The organism is Psychrobacter sp. TB67, assembly GCF_000511065.1.
GTDB classification, from domain to species: Bacteria; Pseudomonadota; Gammaproteobacteria; order Pseudomonadales; family Moraxellaceae; genus Psychrobacter; species Psychrobacter okhotskensis.
In genome coordinates this window covers 62221-87063 of record NZ_AYYA01000085.1, presented here as the reverse complement: position 1 = coordinate 87063, position 24843 = coordinate 62221, and the positions used below count along the sequence as shown (strand labels likewise).

The following is a 24843-nucleotide window of genomic DNA, read 5'->3' as shown; positions in this document are numbered from 1 at the left end:
CGCTTTTGACATCTAAGGGCGCTATGTAAGTTACCCCCTGCCTTTTTGTCAGTATAGATGTGTTGATATATCGATTCATGGCTTGGGACCTCTTGCCAACCCAGCATTCTCAGTCGCCCTGTGATTTGCTCAGGTGAGTAGTGCTTGCTGAGTAGATGATCAATATAGCACCAGCCAAAGCGGCTGATCTGTGAGCTATTCACAACTTTGCGCGCGTTTGCCAATCGATGGGCTTGTTTGGGGCGATAACCCCTTTGTCCTATGTTTCGCTTTATCTCTCGACTCACCGTTGATTTATGACAGCCAATAATTCTAGCTATTTCACTGAGACTCTTTTTAGCTTGCAATAGCGCTGATATTTGATATCTTTGCTCTTGGGTAAGATGTGTATAGTGTTTCATAACGTTCTGATATGTAGGAGTTGAAGTTTGAAATGCAACACGGCACATCTTACTCTTCAACTCATTCTTTTAAAACGTTGCACTTCTTATTTGAATCTAGGTTTTATTATTGAACTGCTCTCTTATCTTATCATGCTAAAACAACCACTACATCCACCCTAAAGCACGTAACATCGCCGCACCAATCGCCATGCCAAACATGCCTACGACGGTGGTAAACGCTAAGATATTGGCGGCTAATACATCATTGCCACCCATGGCTTTTGCCATCACGTAGCTGGCGGCCGCTGTAGGTGAGGCGGCCATCAAAAACAGCACGCCCATATGAACGCCCGTTAGCTCGAAGCTCAATCCTACTGCGATAGCGATTATTGGCGCGACGACGATACGGCCAATACTGGCTTGCATGGATAATCCTGAAGGATGTAGCATCGACTTTAAGTCAATACTGGCGCCTGCACAAATCAGTGCTAATGGTAATGCTACGGCCGCTAGTAAGTCGCCAGTCGTATGAATCACACCTGTTATCGGTGGTAGCGGCAACGCCTTATAAGCAAAGGCAGCTAGTAAAGCGATGATTAATGGATTGGTAAAGAGTTTTTTGATGATCATGGTGCTACGACTAACCCACGTATCGTCCACGCTTTTCGACACGCGACTGAGGGTAATCACAGCTAAAATATTAAATAATATCGTCACCACACCCATATATACCGCACCAATACTTAAACCGCGCTCTCCGTAGGCATTGGCAACTGTCGCCAGTCCAATAATGGCCATATTGCTACGAAATATACCTTGTACAAACACTCCTTGATCTACGGGACGACTGACAAAATGCTTGGCGTAAATCTCTGCCCCAATAAATAGAATAAAAGTCACTAAAATACCAGCAACTATCAGGGTAATTTGCTTGCCATAATCCACATTACTATCGACGACACTGAAGAAAAGCAAACAAGGCAGACAGTAATTAAAGACGAAGTTTGAAGATTGATCGATAAAGCTCTGGCTTGCCTCGCCGCGTATTTGCATAAAAAACCCCAACCCCATTAACACAAGGTTGGGCAGTACAATAGTAATCGCAAAAACAATGGCTTCGATCATAGATAAGCTCGGATCAGCAATATGCTCAAAGCTATGTTGTCAAAGCCATGAGCATATACTTGTTATAGGTCGGATTAAATAATGGAAGATTAAATGTTATAGAGTGCTACATTATAGAATGAGATATTACAGTGTAGTGCATATCTATTTATGATCTGGTTTTTTGACCCATTTACCGTCAGCACTTTTTTCGTAGACATTCTCAACGGCAGACCATGCGGTCGCAAACCAACGTGACTCCTCATCATACTGTTTACTCGCACTATTAAACGCCGCACGAAAGATTTCTTGTGCGTGTTTGGGTAAGTTGTCTTTTACCGCATCCGGTAAGTCTGATAATTTATCATAAGGCATAAAAGCATTCCTTGTCTGTAATCGACTATCGACATCATCTTTAATCATTCTATTCTACCTATTATTTGTTCTCAAAACAGAATAGAGCCATATTATGCTGTTTTTAAATTGTTAAGAATATTGTTAGGCGCTTTACCATAAAAAGAGCCCATAACTAAACAACGTTATGAGCTCTTTTTATCATTCTTTATTCATTGTTCTTTTTTTAGTGATGTTTTACGACAAATTTAAAGCTGCTGCGACTTTTTTCTGCTTCTTGACGGTCATGGCTAATAATTGAATGGCGGCAGGCGTGACTCCACTCACGCGCCCAGCTTGGGCAAGCGTAGCAGGACGGACTTGCGTGAGCTTCTGCACAATCTCATTTGATAGCCCTGACACGATGCTATAATCAAAATCAACAGGTAGCGCGGTGTTCTCCAAGCGCTTCATTTGATCAATCTCTTCTTGCTGACGATCAATGTAGCCGGCGTACTTGACAGAAATTTCAATCTGCTCACCCACCTGTGCATCGACTTGCGAATCAGTAATCGAAGCGATATCGGCAAAGTGGATTTGCGGACGTTTGAGCAGATCAAAAGCAGTTGCTTCTTTGCTAAGTACTTCGCCTGTTTGCTCAGTGACTTTTTGCCCTAGAGCATTGGCAGGGGTTGCCCACATATCTTTTAGGCGAGCAGACTCAGTAGCGATAGATTCCATTTTCTGCTCGTAAGCCTGCCAGCGCTCATCATCAACCAAGCCAAGCTTACGACCCGTTTCAGTCAAGCGTTGATCCGCATTGTCTTCACGTAGCAATAGACGATACTCAGCACGGCTAGTAAACATACGATACGGCTCAGTCGTGCCATGTGTAATCAGATCATCGACAAGCACGCCAAGATAGGCTTCATCACGGCGCGGTGTCCACGTTTCAAACTCGCTATTATTACTAGTGACGAGTGCAGCATTCGTTCCTGCTAGCAAACCCTGCACGCCTGCTTCTTCGTAACCCGTCGTACCGTTGATTTGACCTGCGAAGTACAAACGATCAATAGATTTGGTCTCAAGCGTTGGTTTTAGATTTTGCGGATCAAAATAATCGTATTCAATCGCATAACCGGGACGGGTAATGTGCGCGTTCTCTAACCCTTTCATACTATGAATAAAGTCTAATTGCACATCAAATGGTAAGCTGGTTGAGATGCCGTTTGGATACAGCTCATGCGTCGTCAGACCTTCTGGCTCAATAAAGATTTGATGACTGTCTTTATCAGCAAAGCGGTGAATCTTATCTTCAATCGATGGGCAATAACGTGGACCCACGCCTTCGATTTTGCCAGAGAACATCGGTGAGCGATCTAAATTCTCACGGATAATGTCATGGGTACGCGCATTGGTATGGGTGATATAGCAGTTGACCTGCTCAGGATGCATCGACACATCACCCATATAACTCATCACTGGCAATGGCGTATCGCCTGGCTGTACGGTCATCACACTAAAGTCAACGCTACGTGCATCGATACGTGCGGGTGTGCCAGTCTTTAAACGTCCAACTGGCAGCTTAAGCTCACGCAAACGGTCAGCCAACTTGATCGAAGGTTGATCCCCTGCGCGTCCGCCTTTTGAGTTCTCAAGACCAATGTGAATGACACCGCCCAAGAAGGTTCCTGAAGTCAGTACCACAGTTTCGGTATTAAAGATAATGCCAGTCGAGGTGACAACCGCCGTCGCGCGACCATTTTCTACCAAAATATCATCAGCACCTTGTTGGAATAAATCAAGATTAGGCTGGTTTTCTAGCGTTTCACGAATGGCGGCTTTGTACAAAATGCGATCTGCTTGCGCACGGGTCGCGCGCACGGCAGCGCCTTTACGACTGTTCAATACACGAAACTGAATACCTGCTTTGTCCGTCGCCAATGCCATGGCACCGCCCAACGCATCAATCTCACGTACCAAGTGTGATTTACCGATACCACCAATCGCTGGATTACAGCTCATCTGCCCCAGCGTCTCAATATTATGCGTCAACAGCAAGGTCTGCGCGCCCATACGTGCGGCCGCCAGAGCAGCTTCAGTACCGGCGTGACCGCCACCGATAACTACCACGTCGTAATGTTTTGGATATTGCATGCATGCCTCGCTTGACAGATAACGTCAATATAAATAGAGAAAAATAGTCACCAATTATAGCAATTTTTAGTCGGTATTCATATTATTACCAGGACTCAGCGGTACAATGCGATCTGCGTGACCACTACCTAGCATATGCTGACTACCATAACCCTCTGGATTAATCTGCAAGTAGGCATTCATCTGCCCAATCGCATCACCGTCATCACTGGCTAAGATCTGACCTTTAATCAGTTCAACGGGTGGCAGTGGTAAGTTTTTGAGTAATGCCAAGCGCTGATCGTTATCACCCCTATTGACAACCAATTCAATTAGCTGACGCGCATCAATCGGCAAATCTGGCGTATTTTGTGCCATTAATGCTAGGTGATAAGCACCAGCCGTGTCTTGATCCGCAACGACACGCTGCTCAATGGCTACATAAGTCGCTTCAGTTGCACCGCCTGCCACACTGAGCTGATGGATACATTTAAGTGCTGAATTCGGCTCATTGCCCGCAATATCAATAATACGCGTAGATTCATTTTTTAGGTGTTCACGGCGCTTCTCGATAGCCGCTTGCTTGATCACTTCTTGTTGCTTATTTTTTTGATCATTTTCTTGATCAGCAACTTGTGGTTCAGTAAGTTCATTATTATTTAATTGATTATTCATAAGTCTCTCTTATTATATAAACTGGATTTATCTTGAACACTATATGGGGTTAAAACCTATAAAAACAATCAATTGCACAGACAATAAAAAACCCGAATAACCATTTCAATCTATTAAGAAAGGTCATTCGGGTTCACTGTGCTTTGATATCACGCTTTGCGTTTAGACATTAAGTTAGTCTAATCATGCGAGTAAATATTAAGCAGCAGGGCTGTTTGCTTCAACCAACGGCTTAAGCTCACCTGATTGATACATTTGTAAAATGATGTCAGAACCGCCCATCAACTCGCCATCAATCCATAATTGTGGAAACGTTGGCCAGTTGGCAATTTTTGGTAATGTTGCACGGATTTCTGGGTTTTCTAAAATATTGACAAAGGCAAATGGACGACCGATTTGGGTAAGTACCTCAATCGATTTAGCAGAAAAACCACACTGTGGAAACTGCGGTGTCCCTTTCATATAAAGAATGACTTTATTGTCTTTAATTTGATCACGGATCAGTTGTTCAACATCGTTTGCAGCGGTATTTGGGGTTTGCTCACTCATAAAAGCTCCTATTGATAAAGCGGTTCATTGAAATGGTTATTTATATGACAAAATAGTACTATGAAGATATGGTTGATACATGGGGCGATTGACACGGTATTACAAGCAAAATCTATATACTGGTCCAGCCAATCGTTATTTGGCTTCGACGACATTAGGGACTAATAATACCACGGCATTGGCCATAATGCCCTCTTGCCGACCGGTAAAACCTAGTTTTTCAGTCGTTGTGGCTTTGACACTGACATGTCCAATATCAGTTTGCAAGTCACTGGCGATATTCTCACGCATGGCCTGATTGTGCGGGGCAAGTTTTGGGCGCTCACACATCACCGTAATATCAGCATTACCAAGCATATATCCTGCCGCTTGCACCTTGCTATAGACATAACGTAGCAATACTCGCGAGTCCAGACCCGCATGCGCCGCATCAGTATCTGGAAAGTGCTGACCGATATCGCCAAGCGCCAAGGCACCCAACAGCGCATCCGCGAGTGCGTGCAGTACTACATCGCCGTCAGAATGCGCCAGTAAACTATGGCTATGCTCAATAAGCACACCCGCTAAGATGACGTATTGCTGCTGCTGACCATTATTATGAAAAGCATGAACGTCGATACCTTGACCAATTTTTATCATTGTTATTCCAAATTAAGCGTGATTAAAATAATTGACAATCACTATCTAAATTTTCAAAGCTATTTTCTGGCAGTCAGGCCGTATAGCTCGCCACCAGTTTTAAATTAACTGGTATAATGTGACGCTTATTTTATCATAATACCCAGTCCAAGCGATAAGTCTAAACGATGAGATAACCCTGTCAACTTACTAAGCCTATTAAAGGCGTTGTAGTGAGGTCAGTGGTATTTCAAACTTTATTTCAAATTTGGACAAGGTATAAAAAGTTGAGCCGTTCTATGTCAGTCATGCCAAATACTTCAAGCATATCCGTTTCTGATTCTTTCAGCGCCCAGCGCCCTTTGACGCTTGCCGATATCGACAATCCTAGCAGCAAGCATGTGATTGTTGGTATGTCGGGTGGGGTCGACTCTTCCGTATCGGCTGTCTTGCTTCAGCAGGCAGGCTTTAAGGTGGAAGGACTGTTTATGAAAAACTGGGAAGAGGATGACGGCACCGAATACTGCACAGCGATGGATGACTTAGCCGACGCGCAAGCCGTATGCGATAAAATTGGTATCAAGCTGCATACGGCTAACTTTGCCATGGAATATTGGGATCGCGTTTTCGAGCATTTCTTAGCCGAATATAAAGCTGGCCGCACGCCAAATCCAGATATTTTATGCAATAAAGAGATTAAATTTAAGGCGTTTTTAGACTACGCACTCACTCTAGGTGCTGATTATATCGCCACCGGTCACTATACGCGCCGCAGTGTGAATTACAAAAATGACAACGATACCGAAGTTGCGCAGCTATTACGTGGCTTGGATAATAACAAAGATCAAAGTTACTTCTTACATGCCGTTGGCGGCGACAAAATCGCCAAGACACTGTTCCCAGTTGGTGAGCTTGAAAAACCGGTCGTACGTCAAATCGCGGAAGAGCATGACTTAATTACGGCTCATAAAAAAGATTCAACGGGCATTTGCTTTATTGGTGAGCGCCGCTTTAAAGACTTTTTACAGCAGTACTTGCCTGCCCAAAAAGGCGATATCGTCACAGACGATGGCCACATTATCGGCTCCCATGATGGACTTATGTATTATACCTTAGGTCAGCGCGGTGGCATCGGTATTGGTGGCGTCAAAGATCGCCCCGAAGAGCCATGGTTTGTACTCGCAAAAGACTTAGATAAAAACCGCTTAATCGTTGGTCAAGGTCACGAGCACCCAATGATGCTGAGCAATGAGCTGCAGGCTTATAAGCTTGACTGGGTCGATGGTCTACCTCCTGCAGCTATATTTAGCGCTGAAGGCTTACATTGTATGGCAAAGTCGCGCTATCGTCAGCCAGATCAAGCCTGTCATGTGTTTGCTATTGATGATAAAGGTTTGGAGGTGAGAGCTGTATTTGACGAGCCACAACGGGCGGTAACCCCAGGTCAATCAGCAGTATTCTATATTGATGAGGTTTGTCTAGGCGGCGGCGTGATTGAGTCTATCGATGCGCCTTGTGGGTTTTAGAATATATATAAAGAGCAAATAGATGCTTATCATTGCTTATACCATTTGGATCGCAGTTTTTTTATTGTTAATTATTGGAGCTTTTATATTCTCTAATAAGAATAACTCTAAATACTCTGCGAAGAAACGCAACTTAATTTTAGTGGCTCTAACGATTCAAATTGTCTGCTCACTCGCTTTTATAGCAGTTTTTATATCAGCAGTTTTTGATGTAGCTGCATCTGTTTAACCTTGATTGTTATTCGATAACCTCATAAATATTATAAGTTAACTGAGCAACTGGCTGTAGCTCAGAGGTAAATTGATAAAAACGAATGTCATAACTACCTACCGCCCAGCCCTCATAAGGTGTAAAACTGACCCAATTCTGATTGCTGTTAGCGACAATATTCTTTTTCTCAAATAACAATACTTGCCCTGTTTGATTATTGACCCATTTGACAAATACAAATGGGCTAGTAGGAACTTTTCCATCGGTGTCTAAATGTGCAAACAGCTTAGCATTCTTATTTATTGTTGCCGTATCTAAAGAGCCTGATGGCATCACAGGGTTTGTTGATAGTTTCACAGTGCCTACTAAGGGCTGATTGTCATTCGACTTATATAACTCTTCAACAGCACGCTCAGCAAAACGCCTTTTATCATCGATTACTTCGCTAGCACCCTTCGCCATAAACTTATCTACATACTGCCCAAGCACATAATCTGGCATTTTATCAATCATCTCTTGTGCTTGCTGCTCTGAGTAGTCCTTAATAGAAGGAGATGAATCATCGGCATTTGGCGCAGTTGATACGTCTGCGTCTGCATTACTTGCGTAATTTTTTAGCTCTACTAAAGGATTTTTGGTTTGATTACCTGCGTTTTGATTTTTTGTAGATATAGGCATTTGCTGCTTTGCTTGCATAATTTGATCTATCTGCTGCTTAGTTATGAACAGATAGGTGGCTAAGCTACCTAAAACGAAAGCAACCAGAACTGATGAGAAAAATAAGGTTTTGTCTTTCATAAGATATTAATTGTTTAATAATATAGTTGATTGAGGTGAAGACTTCTAACTATGACTCTTAGAACATAAAAAAAGCATCCACTACTAGTGTGAACGCTTTTAGAAATGAATCGACTTATCTTTTAAGCCGATAGAGATTATTTAGCACATTGAACTATATAACCGTTGAAATTAAGGCTACCAGCAGATATTCCTCCAGAAACTTTAGAGCCTAAAGTAACAGTATTACCCGAACACTCATAACTACTCTCTTTACCTCCATTAACTTTAGGAATTGCGAAAGTACATGTGCTTTCTTTAGGCACATATACATTTTTACCTTCAGATTTACATTTAGCAACAGTAGGCTGTGGTGGTGGAGTCGGTTTTGGTGGATTAGAATCATTTGGTACTTAAGGTTTAGGGGTTGAAGCGGTATTACCACTACTATCAGAATCACCGCCACAAGCAGATAAGCCTAAAGCTGCACCTAAAAGCATTACACTCATCAATTTATTCATAGTGTAGTCGTCCTTAAATAAGTCATTAGTTGGTAAAAATACAGTCTTATTTAATCAGTTCTGTTTCTGCAATGCAACACAAATATGAACAAATGTATATTCATAATAAAAGATATAGTTCGACTTAATTCAGTAGATCTATATGTTAGATTATTAATAGCTTCATTAATTTATTAGCTTATAAAAAAACCTCTAAACCTGATGGTAATCGTCACTTTTTTATACCAACTCTTGTTATAATCATGCCATCAAAAAATCCCTACTTACTTTATGTAATGATTTACTCACTCTTAATCTAAAGGATGTTTATGACCACCTCTTTATCTGCCTTGACCGCCCTCTCTCCAATCGATGGTCGTTACGCGTCCAAAGCCGACAGCTTGCGCACCTACTTGTCTGAATTCGGTCTAATCAAAGCGCGCGTGACGGTTGAGATTCGTTGGTTACAGTCGCTGGCGGATAATAGCGCAATCGGTGAATTAGCAGCGTTTGATACCGATACCAATGCGTTTTTAAATAGCATCGTTGACGATTTTAGCGAAGCGGATGCGCAAGCGATTAAAGACATCGAAGCGACGACCAATCATGATGTGAAAGCGGTCGAATACTTTATTAAAGATAAGTTTCGCGGGAATCAGCAGTTAGAAGATAGCCTGGAGTTTATTCATTTTGCTTGTACCAGTGAAGATATCAACAATCTATCATATGCATTAATGCTAAAAGACAGCCGCGAAATCGTCGTTGCTAAAATGCAGCAAGTCACAGATAGCATCGTTGATTTGGCGATTACCCATGCTGATCAACCCATGTTGTCACGCACACATGGTCAAACGGCTAGCCCAACGACGCTCGGTAAAGAGATGGCAAACGTCGCTTATCGCTTAGCCCGTCAAATCAAACAAATTGGTGACGTTGAACTGTTGGGCAAAATCAATGGTGCAGTCGGTAACTATAACGCGCACTTCTCAGCTTACCCTGATGTTGATTGGCAAACGCATGCTGAGCAATTCATTAATGAGCGTTTAGAGCTAACGTTTAACCCTTATACCACGCAGATTGAGCCGCATGATTACATCGCTGAATTGTTTGATGTGGTCAAACGCTTTAATACGATCCTAATCGATTTTAACCGCGATATTTGGCAATATATTAGCTTAGGCTATTTTAAACAGCGCCTAAAAGAGGGCGAAGTGGGTTCGTCAACGATGCCGCATAAAGTCAACCCGATTGATTTTGAAAATTCTGAAGGTAATTTAGGCGTTGCTAATGCCATGCTTGCTCATTTGGGTGAAAAGCTACCAATTTCACGTATGCAGCGCGATTTATCAGACTCTACCGTATTACGTAATATCGGTGTTGGTCTAGCACAAAGTATGATTGCGTTTGACGCTTGCTTAAAAGGTGTGAGCAAACTTGAGTTAAATGCACAGCGCTTAAATGACGACCTTAATCAAGCACAAGAAGTATTGGCTGAGCCGATTCAGACAGTGATGCGTCGCTATCGCGTTGAGAACCCTTATGAGAAACTTAAAGCCTTAACTCGTGGTAATGCCATGACTCGCGAAGCGATGCTGACATTCGTTGAAAGTGACGAGTTAGCAGCCGTTAGCGATGCGGATAAAGCACGTCTACGTGAACTAACTCCAGCGACCTATATCGGTAATGCAGCTGAGCAAGCACGTACGATTAAAGAGTGGATTGCTAAGCTTTAATCATTAGCTATGAATAATTGCTAATAATTAAAGAAGCGTGCAAATGCATCGAAACTTTAACTCTGTCATTGTCAGTACTGTAGCGGTATTTATCGTCATGGTACTGGCAAGCATTGAGCCTCTAGAGTGGTCAAGCTACCTACTCCATCAATTAGGCACGCTGTTGTTTTTGGCATCAATGCTGTTTGCGTATCGCTACTGGCATATTAGCTCACGCTCCTATGCCCTTGCCTCAATATTCCTCCTCATTCATATCATAGGCGCACGCTATCTATATTCGTATGTGCCTTATGATAACTGGACAGAGCGGCTATTTGGTATAAGCCTAAACGAGTTGTTTGGTTGGCAGCGCAATATGTATGACAGGCTCGTACATTTTAGCTACGGGCTATTGCTGTTCAATGCGATGGTTGAAAGCTCAAAATCTATCTTTAAGATATCATCCATCAAGCTTTTAGTCGCTATCGCCCTCATGATTAATATGTCATCGAGTCTGCTGTACGAGCTACTTGAATGGGGAATTGCAGCGACTTTATCACCAGAAGCGGCAGAGGCTTACAATGGTCAGCAAGGCGATATTTGGGATGCCCACAAAGACATGGCATTAGCGCTCCTCGGTGGGCTGATTGCGGCAGGCATTCTTTTATTTAAGGCTTCTATTCAAACTCGTAGCTTTAACAATAACCGTTAAATAACAGCCTTTTAAAACAGACACAAAACGATTGCTAAAGAATAAGTTAATCGTCCTTTTTGTCGTCATCACTGTCGCCCGGTATGATAGCTTTGCCCACAGCGACGGTACCTTTTACCACGCCCTTGGTGGTTTTATAAGCAACTTTGGCAGGTACGGTCACTATCTTGTGTACACAGGCTTGTAGTAAAAACACGCTAGCGATGATGACAATAAAATGTAATTTTTTCATAAATTTCCTACGATTGATGGGATGCTCTGACAGTAGCCATTAACGTTAATAAGACTGGCAATCAGATAGGCGATAATCATAAACTATTAAAACCTTCCTATAAAGCACTCCTCACGATTAATCTTATAACTCTCTTTGAATCTGGATGTATTAATGACCTCAACTTCCCTTTGTTTACCCGACTCTATTACGCCTGAGCAATTCTTAAATGACTATTGGCAAAAAAAACCATTACTTATCAAGCAAGGTTTACCGCAATTGATTGGAATGTTTGAGCCAGAAGACATGCTTGGCCTAGCACTTGAAGAAGACGCTTCGGCGCGCCTGCTTATCCAAGCTGCAACTAAGCAAAAAGGCCAGCCACAATGGAAGCTTAAGAAAAGCCCATTGGCTGAAACTGATTTTGATAACTTGCCAGAACAATGGACTGTGCTGGTTCAGAATATGGAACAGTGGTCACCTGAGCTTGGGCAATTGTGGCAAGCCTTTGACTTTATTCCGCAGTGGCAACGTGATGATATTATGGTTTCATACGCGCCCAAAGGTGCCTCAGTTGGTAAGCATTATGACGATTATGATGTATTTTTAGCGCAAGGATTTGGGTCTAGACGTTGGCAGCTTGGCAAATTCTGTGATAAAAATACTGAGTTCGTCGCCGATGAGCCGATTCGATTGTTTGATGATATGGGCGAGATTATTTTTGATGAGATATTGGAGGCCGGTGATGTACTCTATGTGCCGCCGAAGCTGTCGCATTTTGGGGTTGCTCAAGATGATTGCTTGACATTCTCTTTTGGCTGTCGTCGTCCAAACTTGATGCAAATCATCGACAGCTTAGCTGATATCGCCACCAACGATAGCGACTTATTCGTCCCAATGCTGTTGCCACAAGCGCTGCAAGCATCAGGTGAATTGCAAGCGAGCAGCATTAGTGCCGTCAAAGATCAGCTATTACAAATGCTACAGTCTGAGCACGGCGACGATATCATTCGTCAAGCAGTGTCTGAAGTCGTGAGCAAGCGCCAGTATGATGCACTGATGCCAGAAGAGACGTTAGATACCGATGAGCTGATACAAGCTCTAGCAGAAGGTGCCACGTTGCAAGCTGACTATAGCAATCGCTTGCTCTATAGCTTGACTAATGATGGCATCACGCTATACGCCAATGGTCAGCGCATTGACGGGCTTGACGAGGCAGCAGGCGCTGTATTGGTGCGTTTGGCAAATGGCGAACACCTAAATAGCCAAGATGTGACGGATATTGATGCAGATGACTTGAGCGAATGGCTAGAGAACGGCTGGGTATGGATCGACGCGGCTGAATAGCTTTTAATGCGATTTTATTAAATTTGGCTTATCCAACCATAAGAAAACCGATACCTGATTGATTCAGATATCGGTTTTTTAATGCATATTACTTTTTAAGTTAGAGTCTTTATTGTGACATCAGACATTACTTAAATCCTTGGCTAAGTACCAAGCTCAAGCAAGCTCGCATTACCACCAATAGCGGTGGTATTAATCGTTCTTACCCGCTCAGTAACAAAGCGATGGAGGTAATCAGGCGTTAGCATCTCTGACATGCCTTCCATATCGGTCACGGCAATCACTTGCGTCAAAATACCATCCGTATTGGCCAGCTTTTGACTGATTGCTTGTACTTCACTGTTATTACCTGCAACAGCAACTTGGGCGAGACGATCAATATATAACAGCGTAATCGTTTGCGAATCATTAGCCACACTTAGCACATCATCGCTAATACCAGTGTCATAAAGTATTTTTGCTGCCTCATCACACATCTCAGCCTGACTAGGACAATGCAATATCACTTCATTGCCCGTCAGTAATGCAGCGATTAGCTGTCCAAGTACTGCCATCGCCCGCGCAGACTCACCGCCGATGACCATCGTTTTACCACGACCAGTGACATATAAGTCGTTGGACTCACCTGTTGCACCCGTCATACGCTGTACTTTATCCAGACTGGGCGCGGCGTTCAATAAATGATGGAATAGACGCTTTGCCTTGTTGGCATCACCAGTCAGCAAAGCCAGCTTAGGTATCGCAGCCTCAAGATAAGTGGCGCGATTGACTGCGCTAAGTAATCGCCAAGCTTCACAAACCTGGGCATGATTTTTTTTAAATTCAGTCGCCATGTTGCTGCTCCTTATGCGATTTCTGGTTGAGTAAGTGATTCGGTTTTAGTATTGGTAGCAGTGTTTTGCTTAGTAGCACTTGTTTGCTCAGTAGCGACTGACTCAGAGCTTAACTGCATGAGACGGGCGACGTAATGTGGACCACCTGCTTTTGGACCCGTGCCCGATAGACCACAGCCACCGAAAGGCTGGACGTTAACGACTGCACCGATTTGGTTACGGTTGACATAGGTATTACCGACAAAGGCACGGCGTTCGATATGCTCAACAATATTTTCAATACGGCTGTGAATACCTAACGTTAAGCCAAAGCCAGTAGCATTGATGGCATCGATAAGCTTATTTAAATCACGGGCTTGATAACGCAGCACATGTAATATCGGGCCAAAGTGCTCACCACCAATCACGTCGATACTTTTGACTTCAATCGCGGTTGGTAACACAAAGGTAGACTGCTCTTGACTGACAACCGAGCTGGCACTCATCGGTGTCTGCGCCAAGATATTGGCCGTTGGCTCAGCGACCATACGTTCGATATGCGCCTCAAGACCTTGCTTGGCATCATTATCAATGACTGGGCCGACATCGGTAGCTGCATACAGCGGATTGCCTACAACCAGTTCAGCCATATTGCCTTGCAGTAGCTCAATCAACTCATCAGCGACTTCTTCTTGTACACATAATATGCGACAAGCTGAACAACGCTGACCTGCTGAGCCAAAGGCAGACAACACCGCATCTCTGACTACTTGTTCAGGTAGTGCTGTCGAATCGACAATCATGGCGTTCTGACCACCCGTCTCAGCGATAAATACGGGCAACTCCCCGCTGGCTTGCGCATGATCATTGAGGCTTTGATTGATACGTTGCGCGGTTTGGGTCGAACCGGTAAAGATGACACCAGATAAATTGTCAGCGGCGGTTAATGCCCCACCCACTTCACCCGCGCCAGTGACAAACTGTAGCGCTTCGACTGGCACGCCAGCTTGATACATCAGCTGCGCACCGAAATACGCGATTAAACTGGTTTGCTCAGCAGGTTTTGCAACGACGGTATTACCGGCGGCGAGTGCTGCCATAATCTGACCAGTATAAATAGCCAATGGAAAGTTCCAAGGGCTAATACAAACAAAGGTACCACGCGCTTTATAGACTTGGCGCGACTGCTTGCCAGATAAATCGGTAAACTCATGGGCTTTGGCGTCTAAGCGCTCCGCTTCATCCGCATAAAAACGGCAAAAATCAACGGCTTCTTTGATCTCATCAATACTGTCTTGCATGGTCTTGCCAGCTTCGACTTGGCACAACGCCATCAGTTCTGCATAGTTTTCTTCGTAGAGATCAGCGGTTTTGCGCAATATTGCCGCACGTTTTGCCGCTGGCACTGCTTGCCACGCGCTTTGTCCGGCTACTGCGGCATCAATGGCTTGACGCGCCAATTCTGCATTGGCGTATTGTACGTCGCCTGCGATAACTTCATGATTCCACGGCGCACGCACTGTATGACTATCAAGCTTCTGAGCTTTACCATCCACTGAAGAGTCATGAATTGCTTGCCCATTGATGATAGGAGACGCGGACCATGTCTTTGTTAAATGACTGTCAATCGCGGCTTTGAATAATAGCCACTGCGACTCTACAAATATATTGGGACCAAAGCTGGCACGGCGATCGCCATAAATCTCTAAAGGTAACGGAATATCCGGATTGTTTAACGTATCATTGGCTACTAGCTTGTCATACGGATGTACCGTCAGCTTATCAATCGGATAAGACTTATCTAACAACTGATGCACAAATGAGCTATTCGCGCCATTTTCGAGCAGACGGCGTACTAAATATGGCAGTAAGTCTTTGTGCGCGCCAACTGGAGCATAAATACGGACAGGAATCTTGTATGTTTGTAAGATATGGTCATAAAGCGCATCACCCATGCCATGCAAACGCTGAAATTCAAAATCTCTATGCGCACTCATGGTCATCACTGATGCCAGAGTATGAGCATTATGGGTCGCAAACTGCGGCCAAATAAGTCCGCGCAGATGCTCAGACAACAAGAAGCGCGCACAGGCTAAATAAGCGGTGTCCGTGCCTTCTTTACGCGTCCAAACGGGATATCCTGACAAGCCTTTTTGTTGGGCAAGTTTAATCTCTGTATCCCAATAAGCGCCCTTAACCAAGCGTAACGGGATACGATCGCCAACTTCTTTTGCCAAGCGTGCAAGCCAAGCAAAAATAGCAACGGCGCGCTTAGAGTAGCCTTGCACCACTAAACCTAATCCATCCCAACCAGCGGTTAGCGAATCACGATAGAGCGATTCAAACAGCTTTAGAGATATCTCTAGGCGATCGGCTTCCTCGGCATCGATGCTCAAATCCACATCCACTTCGCGTGCCGCTTCGATCAGCAATAAGCAGCGCTGACGCAATAATCCCAACACCTGAGCTTCTTGCGTGGCTTCATAGCGTGGATGTAGTGCCGACAGCTTGATAGAAACTGACGGCTTTGGCATGCCCTCTTGAACTTTGACATTGGCAGTTGCTTTAATCGCATGCAAATAGTCGTTAAAGTATTTTTCGGCGTCTCTATGGGTAATCGCCGCTTCACCCAACATATCGAACGAATAGGTATAGCCTTTATTACGATACGGCTGACTGTTTTTGTTGGCGTCTTCAATCGTCTCACCAAGGACAAACTGATGCCCCATAATACGCATGGCTTTTTGCATCGCCGCCCGAATCATTGGCTCACCCATTCTTTTGGTCATTCGATCCAAAAATCCTGAAGCAGTCGTGCTATTGTCGATACTGACGACACGGCCCGTCATCATCATGCCCCACGTCGAGGCATTGACCATAAAACCATTGTCATCTTTTAAATGCTTTTTCCAGTCCGCCACACTCATCTTGTCACGAATCAACGCATCAGCGGTATAATTGTCTGGCACGCGAATCAAGGCTTCGGCCAAGCTCATCAGCAAAATACCTTCTTGCGTATCAAGGCTGTATTCAAGCAATAACGAATCAACCATTTTGATTGCTTTGCCATCATTGCGCACATATTCAACCAGCTGGCGCGTCTGATTACTAGCCGCCTCACGCTCTTCATCACTGGGTTTAGCAAGTGGTAATAAGTCAGACAACCAACGCTGCTCATCGACACTATACAAAGGTGAGATGCGCGCATACAACTCATCTGCGGACTGATCAATATAGGCTGGCGATAGCATATCGACCGGGTTAAATAAAATCGGCTCTCTCGGGGTAAACTGCTCTACTGGGTTCATACCAACTCCATAACTATCGTCTAAAAACCATGATAAATGGTCAATGAGGAAAACTGATTGCGCAAGCTTACTGCCTATAATCCTACGATATTCAATAGGAACTATTGACTGCGGCTCATAACAATAATCAAAAGACCAAACGGCGCCATCGCAAAACGAGCAAATCCAGCATAAGCTGGAAACGTTTAAGTAGGTCGTTCGAGTGTTAAACGGGCTACGTTAACAATATAAAGGCAACAACGAACAGCTAAGCGGCATTAGTGCCTTCTTCTTGTCAGTAGTGAAAGGAGTGCGATTGATAGCTCAAGGTCGAACCTTATTAAAATAATAACCATAAGTTATCACGCTAATGAGCCCAAATCCGTCATCTTATACGGCGCTAATTCACTGTAAGAAAAACCTCTACGGCGTTGATTGAGGTGATGCGCTTAACCTAGCTATGGTATCATGAAAAAAAATTTCGAACTAACGATATTTAGGATTTAAGTCAATAATTATATCTTTTAAAAACAATTAGTTATCTATAATTTATTGGTAATGACGCTTTAGTTATAATTTTTTGTTTACTATTGGTTATTAATTGTTTTTTGAGTCGAATATTTTCCGCTAATTATGACCAATGACTTTCTTTCAAACGTAAAAAAACCCTCCTTATTACTCAATAATAAAGAGGGTTAAAATTCAAAATACTAATAAGGTTAAAAACCAATAACCCTATTATTGGCAATGTCATACCATCAGACATTTATAACAATACTAACTTTGCCAAAAGAATCGCTGTCAAAACCCAGACAGGAATTGTAATTTCAGAGAATTTACCCGTCATCAACTTCACCGCGGTAAAGGTAATAAAACCAAGCGCGATACCATCAGCGATAGAATATGTCAGCGGCGTTAATAGCAATACAACTGCGACTGGTGCGGCTTCGGTCAAATCTTCCCAATTGATGTCTTTTAGCGTGAACAACATCAATACCGACACATAGAATATCGCCCCTGCCGTGGCATAAGCAGGAATCATACCGGCTAATGGTGCAAAGAAAATACTGAGCAAAAACAGCACACCGACAGTCACTGCCATCAGACCCGTACGACCACCTGAAGCAACTCCTGACGCACTTTCAATATAACTGGTCGTTGAAGAAGTACCTAGCATGGCACCAGCAACCGTAGCGGTTGAATCAGCCAATAAGGCTTTGTCCATATTAGGGATGTTGCCGTCTTTATCGATAAGCCCTGCTTTATTGGCAATACCAACCAAGCTGCCCGCTGTATCAAACAAATCAACGAATAAGAAAGCAAAAATAACGCTGATCATACCAATATCAAACGCGCCCGCGATATCAAGCTGTAGGAACGTTGGGGCAATGGGTGGCGGTGCCGACATGATACCAGTGAATTGCGTATGCCCCGTCACCAAACTAACCAAAGTGATGAACAATATACCAATGGTAACCGCGCCTGGGACTTTTTTATAGACCAGACCAATAATGATGAAAAAGCCTAAGGCCGCCATCATGGGTGGAAATGAAGTCATGTCCCCAAGCATCACTAACGTCGCATCACGTCCAACGATGATGCCGGAGCTTTGCAGAGCAATAAACGCCAAAAATGCACCGATACCGGCAACGATACCTTGCTTCAGACTGGTAGGGATGGCATTAATAATCCATTCGCGTATCTTAAATAAGCTCAAAAGGATAAACAAACACCCTGATAAGAATACTGCTCCTAATGCGGTCTGCCACGCATAGCCCATGCCCAGCACTACACCGTAGGTAAAAAAGGCATTTAAGCCCATACCTGGCGCCAATGCCACCGGCAGTCTGGCATAAATACCCATGATAAAGCAGCCTATTGCCGCTGCCAAACAAGTAGCAACGAACACCGCACCTTTGTCCATACCCGCTTCTGCTAATACATTGGGGTTTACAAAGATGATGTAAGCCATCGTCAAAAAGGTCGTAATACCGGCTAGGATTTCCGTTTTGACCGTGGTGTTTTCACCGTTGATCCCAAAATAGCGTTCAATTGCATTCATAAGTGTCGCGCCCAGCTTGCTAGTGAAAGAACAAATTTAGTGGCGCCTAAAATAAAGATGACGTCAGCAAGCAAGTTGCGACGTCATAATCAAAAGGCAGCGGTAACAAAGAGCAATATTTTAGAGAAATTGAGCTACAAATTCAATCATTACCCGTGCCTTACGCGTTTAAAACGAAAATAAGACTGTACTGTCATTCTATTATTGGATAATAGTCGTGTTATAGAATAATCTAGCCTGCAAACCTACCTTATATCGATAAAAATCATAACTCTATCAATAAAACGCTTTTTTTTCGCTTTAAGCTTTCTTGGATTCAACATTGAAGTGCAACGCACCCGAAGCTAGATTTTACCTCAAGAGGCGTTCTAAACCCTAGCACCTTTCTAGGTCGATTATTTAAACTGTCTTCAATCGACTGAACTAAGTGCATGCATAGGTTATCCAGACGCATTGACTTCGGTAGAAACTGACGAATTAACCCATTGGTATTCTCATTCGTTCCACGCTCCCAAGAATGATAAGGCTGAGCAAAGTAAATATCAGCCTTCAACGCTGTTGCCATCGTTTCATGGTCAGCAAACTCTTTACCGTTATCAAAGGTGATACTTAACGCCTGTTCACCTTTTAGCATGCCAATACAAGCTTGTGTGACGGCTACTGCCTTGCGATTGGGTAGCGCTTTGATCTTAGTCTCTCGAGTTGTTCTATCCACTAGAGTGACAAGCACACCTTGATGTCCACGACCAACCACCGTATCCCCTTCATAATCGCCCATACGACTGCGCGCTTCAATGATACTGGGACGGTCATTGATATCACAGCGGTTCGCTATCTTTCCGCGCCTATCATTGCCTTGCAGATACCGTCTCTTATAACGCTTTTGACATCTAAGGGCGCTATGTAAGTTACCCCCTGCCTTTTTGTCAGTATAGATGTGTTGGTATATCGATTCATGGCTTGGGACCTCTTGCCAACCCAGCATCCTCAGTCGCCCTGTGATTTGCTCAGGTGAGTAGTGTTTGCTGAGTAGATGCTCAATATAGCACCAGCCAAAGCGGCTGATCTGTGAGCTATTCACAACTTTGCGCGCGTTTGCCAATCGATGGGCTTGTTTGGGGCGATAACCCCTTTGTCCTATGTTTCGCTTTATCTCTCGACTCACCGTTGATTTATGACAGCCAATAATTCTAGCTATTTCACTGAGACTCTTTTTAGCTTGCAATAGCGCTGATATTTGATATCTTTGCTCTTGGGTAAGATGTGTATAGTGTTTCATAACGTTCTGATATGTAGGAGTTGAAGTTTGAAATGCAACACGGCACATCTTACTCTTCAACTCATTCTTTTAAAACGTTGCACTTCTTATTTGAATCTAGGCTTTTAAAAAAATGACCTTTTCTTCATTTAGCAGTACACTAGTCGGTTGATATAAGTGTACAGAATGCAACGAACGATACTTTGCTGTCCTACATCTTGAGTTGTCAGAGGTCTTATCTGGTCTGCGTGTGACGCTTATGCCAGTTATTGTTAATTACCCGTGAGTCCATTACATGCCTGAATCATTAAATATTATTGACCTTATTACCCAAGCCAGTCTATTGGTACAGATTGTGATGGCGCTATTATTATTAGCGTCTTTGCTCAGTTGGGTGATTATTTTTCGTATGAGTGCACGGCTCGGTACGGCTAGGAACTTTGATCAACAGTTTGAAACGTGGTTTTGGTCGGGTGAAGATTTGGCAAAGTTGTACCAAGGTGTGCAAGGCTCGCCTGAGCGCCAAGGGCTTGAGCAGATATTTTATGTCGGGTTTTCTGAATACTTAAGAATGCACAAAAAACGCCAGCCAAAAGATGACATTATCGATGGGGTTGAGCGTAAGCTGCGGGTCGGTTTAGGACGTCAGCAGCAGTTATTAGAATCTGGGCTCACGACCCTAGCCAGTATCGGCTCAGTCGCACCTTATGTCGGTTTGTTTGGCACAGTATGGGGTATTATGAATGCCTTTTTGGGACTCTCTCAAACGGAACAGGCGACTCTCGCTTCTGTTGCGCCAGGCATCGCGGAAGCACTCATTGCCACGGCGATGGGTTTATTTGCAGCGATTCCTGCTGTGCTCGCGTACAACCACTTTACGGCCAAATCGAGCCGCTTGTACGATTCACGCGCGTTATTCTGCGATGAGATGACAGGGATGCTCCAGCGTGAGACCAGTGCTCAAAGCGTGATAGACAGAGACACTGCCCTTAACAGCAATGCCAGTCAGGTGACAGGGCTATGAAACCAAACCCTTATCGCCGTGAAAAAAAAGCGCTGAATGCGGAGATGAATGTCGTTCCTTATATCGACGTCATGCTGGTGCTACTGGTGATATTTATGGTGACAGCGCCAATGTTGATCACCGGCGTCGATGTCGAGTTGCCAAAAGAGCAAACCAATACCTTGAGTCAAAGTCAACTACCCGTGATTGTCTCTTTAACTGACAGTGGCGAGATTTTTATCAGTTATGAAAACAATGTTGATTTGCCAATTAGTGAGCCCGAGCTGATTAATACCTTGTCTAATCTGCAATCGCAGAGCAGCAATGCAGGTGCGCAGCCTTTACAAGTGATGATCAACGCCGACCAAAACAATCAATATGGCGCCATCATGACTTTGATGGCAAGCTTGCAACAAGCAGGTATCCAAAAGGTGGGATTATTAACGGGCGCCCCCTTACCCACACCTTCATTGTAATCAATTCTATTGTTAGTATCGTTTGTTATAATAAGTGAATAATCTGATGAACCTTGTCTTTCAATACCCTGTCCATGAGTATCACTGCCATGAATAATGCGCCTGTTGTTTATGTGCCGACCCAACCTGAAGGCAATGGGCTGACACTGCCTACGCTGCTCAGCTTGCTTGCACATGGTCTGGTGATTGGCATACTTATTTATACTTATCAACATACAAAAACCGACACTGTGGAAAGCATTGAGACGGTCATGGTATCCCCTGAGCAATTGGCTGAGATGCAAGGGCAAATCCTTGCCAACCGTGCAGCGGCGGCCAGTGCTATGCAAGCTGACAGCGGTGCAAGCAGTGCATCAAACACCCCATCATCAGAAAGTTTTAGCGATAGCACCAGTCAGTCAAACTCTCAGCGCGTACCTGTCTTTACCCGCTCTAACGATCCTGCCAGTCGTCCGATGCTCATGAGTGAAGAGCAGCATCAACGCATACTTGAGCAAAATCAAGAATATGAGCGTAATATGGCTGAATGGGCAGCCAAGCTAGATGAATCGGTGACAGAAGAGCATGGTCAGGTAGAGCAAAACAAAAAAGAACAGCTAATAGAAGAACAAAAACAGCTGGGTGATTTCCGTCATAAACAAAATAACCCGCCTCATATTCCACGCCCGACTGCGACTGATAAAAATTTAAAGATTGACACTGGCAGCTCTGGCAGTGCCAGTAAAAACTTTAGCTTATCAGAAGATGGTGAGTCGACCATATCTGGAAGTATGTCTGGTCAATCTAGTGGTGGTAGTCCTGCCCGTTCTAGCGGTGCTAGCGATAGTGAGATAAAAGCACTAATCAAAAAGAATCTTATATCACCAGAAGGAGCTAAGGGGCAAACTGTCCTAGCAACTCTGACTATTACTGTTGATAGCAGTGGTATTATAACTGGTTACAATGCATCAGGAAGTAACCCAAAATATAATAAAGCACTAGAAGATGCAGCTAGGGTTACTAGGAAATTACCCATTGGTCCTGACGATCCTAAATACCCTACTTTTAGCATAGAATATATTGGAACAACTAAATAAAACTCAGTATATAAAAACCTCATTTCTTAAATTTTAAAAGTATCAAGATTCTTTATTGATTTTAGGAGAATAAATTGTACAAGTATATTTATAAAAAAAAGCTTACAACTCTGTGTATTAGCGCATCATGTTTACTTGCTTCTACTAGTTTGTCTGCCAAAGAAATAGTCGTACTACAGGATAGTTTCGAAATTCCAGTCCAACAAAACCAAGTGGTTTTCGTGCCATTTGCGGGCGATTCTGTATTATCACCGATTATTCTCAATGATTTGAGTAAAACAGAATTAAAGGTGACCAATAAAGATTTACCGCAGCAGCCGCACAGTAGTAGTGAACTTTCTGGCACGCTACCCGTCTGGCAGAGCATGGGTATTCCTTACCTAGTTGTCGGCAATACTCGTAGTAATCGCGGTAAAGTAGTCACCGATTATGAAGTCGTTGATGTCAAATCTGGCCGAGTGATTGAAGGCAAGCAAACCTTAACAGCTGACAATAATAAGGAAAGCCTGCGCTACGCCGGTCACGTCATCGCTGACAAAGTTTATGAGCTGATTACTGGTACGCCAGGTGATTTCTCCGGGCGTATTGCCTACATCGAAGAAGTGGGTACTGGTAAAGACAAAGTATCGCGCTTAAAAGTGATGGATGCTGATGGCGAAAACGCCAAGACCATTACCGAGGTTGCCGGTTCGATATTCTCCCCATCGTGGTCACCAGATGGTAACCGTATCGCCTACTCTGTACAGCGTGATAAGTCATATCCTGTTATCTATGTACAAAACGTGAGTGGCGGCGGAGCTAGTGCATTAACGCCTTTTAAAGGTAGCAATTTAAGTCCCTCGTTTTCACCTGATGGTAGCAAAATACTGTTTTCAAGCAGCTTTGAAGGCAGCGCTGATATTTACGAGATGAATGCCAGCGGTGGTAAACCTAGACGAATTACCAATTGGCCAAGCAGTGAAGTGCAACCAAGCTACGCCCCAGATGGCAAATCTTTTGTGTTCGTCAGCGACCGAGCAGGATTTAATAAACCACAGATTTATCGTTACGAGTTTGGTTCGGGACGTACAACCAAAGTATCCAGTAGCGGTTATGCCACCAGCCCGCAGTTTAGTAGTGATGGCTCACAAATTGCCTTTTTAAGTGGTCGCTCAGCCGCTATTATGAATAGCAGTGGCGCGGTAACCACCAATTTGGGCAATACAGGTATCGATGAAGCGCCAAGCTTTTCACCCAATGGTAAACGCGTGGTTTATGCTTCTACTCAAGGTGGCAAAGGTATCTTGACCATCAAGTCTCTAAATGGTGGTGAGTCATTTGGTAAATCTGGACAAGGCACTATTCGCTCACCAGTCTGGTCATCTAGCCCTAAATAACTTATACAGCTCCCAAGCTTTACGAGTTAATAAAAGCGTAGATAAAAAAAAGCGCCTAATGCATAATTAGGCGCTTTTTTATGTTTGCTAAAAATAGCTGAGTAATTTCTATATTAAGGTCTGCTAAACATTCGACCGTGGCACTGCTGCCTTCTGGTGAATATTCAACAGATCCTAACAGCTTCACTGAAAATTACTGGCTAAAAGATTAAACTGTGTTAATCATCACTTGGATCTCCAGCTGGTGGATTGGCATGCCGCAGCTCTGCCACATCCTCGGCAGTGACGGTATCGGTAAAGCCATTCAAATCGCTGACCACATATTGAGTCACTGCAGCTATCTGCTCATTATTCATCATTCCATGGAATGAGGGCATACCGCGGAAGCCATTAATCAAGATATCAATGATGTAGTACTTCGATTGCATTTTGCTATTATTAGCCAGTGGCGGATAATAACCTGCACCGTAAGCGCCCTCGCCTTTATGCATATGACACGCCGCACAAGAGTCATGATACAGCTTGGCACCATCTGTTGTCACAAAGCCATTGGTTCCTTCAAACTTTGCGTCCCACTTAGCAATACTTGGATCATTGTCCATAGTGGGCAGTGAGCTGTTATCGACGATATTGATAGGAGGTGCTGTAAGCTCTTCACGACTCATATAGACGCCGCCCCAAGCGCCCGTATTACGGCTC

General features: G+C 43.8%; 22 protein-coding genes. 8 read left to right on the top strand and 14 right to left on the bottom strand.

Translation table 11 applies throughout. From position 1 onward, the window contains the following. From W293_RS17105 to ispF, 7 genes are all read right to left on the bottom strand, one after another. Positions 1–401: helix-turn-helix domain-containing protein (locus W293_RS17105; protein ID WP_025651298.1), on the bottom strand; the 401-nt coding region annotated here is incomplete at its 3' end. A gap of 147 nt (positions 402–548) precedes the next feature. After that, on the bottom strand, positions 549–1508 hold the full coding sequence (locus tag W293_RS0115600; RefSeq protein WP_025653314.1) for an AEC family transporter: 960 nt from the start codon (positions 1506–1508) through the stop codon (positions 549–551). A gap of 144 nt (positions 1509–1652) precedes the next feature. Further along, positions 1653–1862, bottom strand: a complete 210-nt coding sequence (locus tag W293_RS0115595; protein ID WP_025653313.1) for a ChaB family protein — start codon at positions 1860–1862, stop codon at positions 1653–1655. Positions 1863–2078: 216 nt separating this feature from the next. Further along, a complete protein-coding gene (gene mnmG / locus W293_RS0115590; RefSeq protein ID WP_025653312.1) occupies positions 2079–3977 on the bottom strand; it encodes a tRNA uridine-5-carboxymethylaminomethyl(34) synthesis enzyme MnmG in 1899 nt (632 codons plus the stop codon). A gap of 66 nt (positions 3978–4043) precedes the next feature. Next, complete coding sequence (locus W293_RS0115585) at positions 4044–4631, bottom strand: hypothetical protein (protein WP_025653311.1); 588 nt, start codon at positions 4629–4631, stop codon at positions 4044–4046. 198 nt (positions 4632–4829) lie between these two features. Then, on the bottom strand, positions 4830–5180 hold the full coding sequence (grxD, locus tag W293_RS0115580; protein ID WP_025653310.1) for a Grx4 family monothiol glutaredoxin: 351 nt from the start codon (positions 5178–5180) through the stop codon (positions 4830–4832). A 135-nt stretch (positions 5181–5315) separates the two neighbouring features. Continuing rightward, complete coding sequence (gene ispF, locus W293_RS0115575) at positions 5316–5819, bottom strand: 2-C-methyl-D-erythritol 2,4-cyclodiphosphate synthase (RefSeq protein WP_037025748.1); 504 nt, start codon at positions 5817–5819, stop codon at positions 5316–5318. Positions 5820–6106: 287 nt separating this feature from the next. On the opposite strand from ispF, the gene mnmA reads away from it, so the two are divergent. Next, positions 6107–7324 (top strand): tRNA 2-thiouridine(34) synthase MnmA, encoded by a 1218-nt coding sequence (gene mnmA / locus W293_RS0115570; protein WP_413771503.1) that lies wholly within the window; start codon positions 6107–6109, stop codon positions 7322–7324. Positions 7325–7562: 238 nt separating this feature from the next. Here mnmA and W293_RS0115560 read toward each other — a convergent pair whose 3' ends face one another. Further along, positions 7563–8333, bottom strand: coding sequence for a hypothetical protein (locus W293_RS0115560; RefSeq protein WP_025653306.1), 771 nt, complete (start codon positions 8331–8333; stop codon positions 7563–7565). Positions 8334–9141: 808 nt separating this feature from the next. Here W293_RS0115560 and purB point away from each other — a divergent pair. Further along, positions 9142–10545 carry an adenylosuccinate lyase gene (purB, locus tag W293_RS0115550; RefSeq protein ID WP_025653305.1) on the top strand — a complete coding sequence of 468 codons (1404 nt, stop codon included), beginning with the start codon at positions 9142–9144 and terminating at the stop codon, positions 10543–10545. Between the two features lie 43 nt (positions 10546–10588). Next, a complete protein-coding gene (locus W293_RS0115545) occupies positions 10589–11236 on the top strand; it encodes a DUF2238 domain-containing protein (RefSeq protein ID WP_025653304.1) in 648 nt (215 codons plus the stop codon). Positions 11237–11282: 46 nt separating this feature from the next. On the opposite strand, the gene W293_RS0115540 is transcribed toward W293_RS0115545, so the two are convergent. Next, positions 11283–11468: an NF038104 family lipoprotein gene (locus W293_RS0115540; RefSeq protein ID WP_025653303.1), complete on the bottom strand. Its 186-nt coding sequence runs from the start codon at positions 11466–11468 to the stop codon at positions 11283–11285. Between the two features lie 153 nt (positions 11469–11621). On the opposite strand from W293_RS0115540, the gene W293_RS0115535 reads away from it, so the two are divergent. Next, positions 11622–12794 carry a cupin domain-containing protein gene (locus tag W293_RS0115535; protein ID WP_025653302.1) on the top strand — a complete coding sequence of 391 codons (1173 nt, stop codon included), beginning with the start codon at positions 11622–11624 and terminating at the stop codon, positions 12792–12794. Positions 12795–12937: 143 nt separating this feature from the next. Here the strand turns inward: W293_RS0115535 and W293_RS0115530 are convergent, their stop codons facing one another. The 4 genes from W293_RS0115530 to W293_RS0115515 form a co-directional block, all read right to left on the bottom strand. Continuing rightward, positions 12938–13627: a 1-pyrroline-5-carboxylate dehydrogenase gene (locus W293_RS0115530; protein WP_025653301.1), complete on the bottom strand. Its 690-nt coding sequence runs from the start codon at positions 13625–13627 to the stop codon at positions 12938–12940. A gap of 11 nt (positions 13628–13638) precedes the next feature. Beyond that, positions 13639–16914 carry a bifunctional proline dehydrogenase/L-glutamate gamma-semialdehyde dehydrogenase PutA gene (gene putA, locus W293_RS0115525; protein WP_025653300.1) on the bottom strand — a complete coding sequence of 1092 codons (3276 nt, stop codon included), beginning with the start codon at positions 16912–16914 and terminating at the stop codon, positions 13639–13641. 745 nt (positions 16915–17659) lie between these two features. Continuing rightward, the gene (locus W293_RS0115520) at positions 17660–18955 is read right to left on the bottom strand and encodes an NCS2 family permease (RefSeq protein WP_025653299.1); all 1296 of its coding nucleotides are present in this window, start codon (positions 18953–18955) and stop codon (positions 17660–17662) included. Between the two features lie 316 nt (positions 18956–19271). Beyond that, positions 19272–20234, bottom strand: a complete 963-nt coding sequence (locus W293_RS0115515; RefSeq protein ID WP_025653298.1) for an IS30 family transposase — start codon at positions 20232–20234, stop codon at positions 19272–19274. 274 nt (positions 20235–20508) lie between these two features. Between W293_RS0115515 and tolQ the strand changes: the two genes are divergently transcribed. The 4 genes from tolQ to W293_RS0115495 all read left to right on the top strand — a co-directional run bounded on the left by tolQ (position 20509) and on the right by W293_RS0115495 (position 24144). Continuing rightward, positions 20509–21237: a protein TolQ gene (tolQ, locus tag W293_RS0115510; protein ID WP_025653297.1), complete on the top strand. Its 729-nt coding sequence runs from the start codon at positions 20509–20511 to the stop codon at positions 21235–21237. After that, a complete protein-coding gene (tolR, locus tag W293_RS0115505; RefSeq protein ID WP_025653296.1) occupies positions 21234–21692 on the top strand; it encodes a protein TolR in 459 nt (152 codons plus the stop codon). Before tolQ ends, tolR begins: the two co-directional genes overlap by 4 nt. A gap of 53 nt (positions 21693–21745) precedes the next feature. Next, complete coding sequence (locus W293_RS0115500; protein WP_227502351.1) at positions 21746–22768, top strand: cell envelope integrity protein TolA; 1023 nt, start codon at positions 21746–21748, stop codon at positions 22766–22768. Positions 22769–22842: 74 nt separating this feature from the next. Continuing rightward, a complete protein-coding gene (locus tag W293_RS0115495) occupies positions 22843–24144 on the top strand; it encodes a PD40 domain-containing protein (protein ID WP_025653294.1) in 1302 nt (433 codons plus the stop codon). Between the two features lie 218 nt (positions 24145–24362). Here the strand turns inward: W293_RS0115495 and W293_RS16640 are convergent. Continuing rightward, the coding region (locus W293_RS16640) for a c-type cytochrome (RefSeq protein WP_037028946.1) at positions 24363–24843 on the bottom strand (481 nt) is incomplete at its 5' end.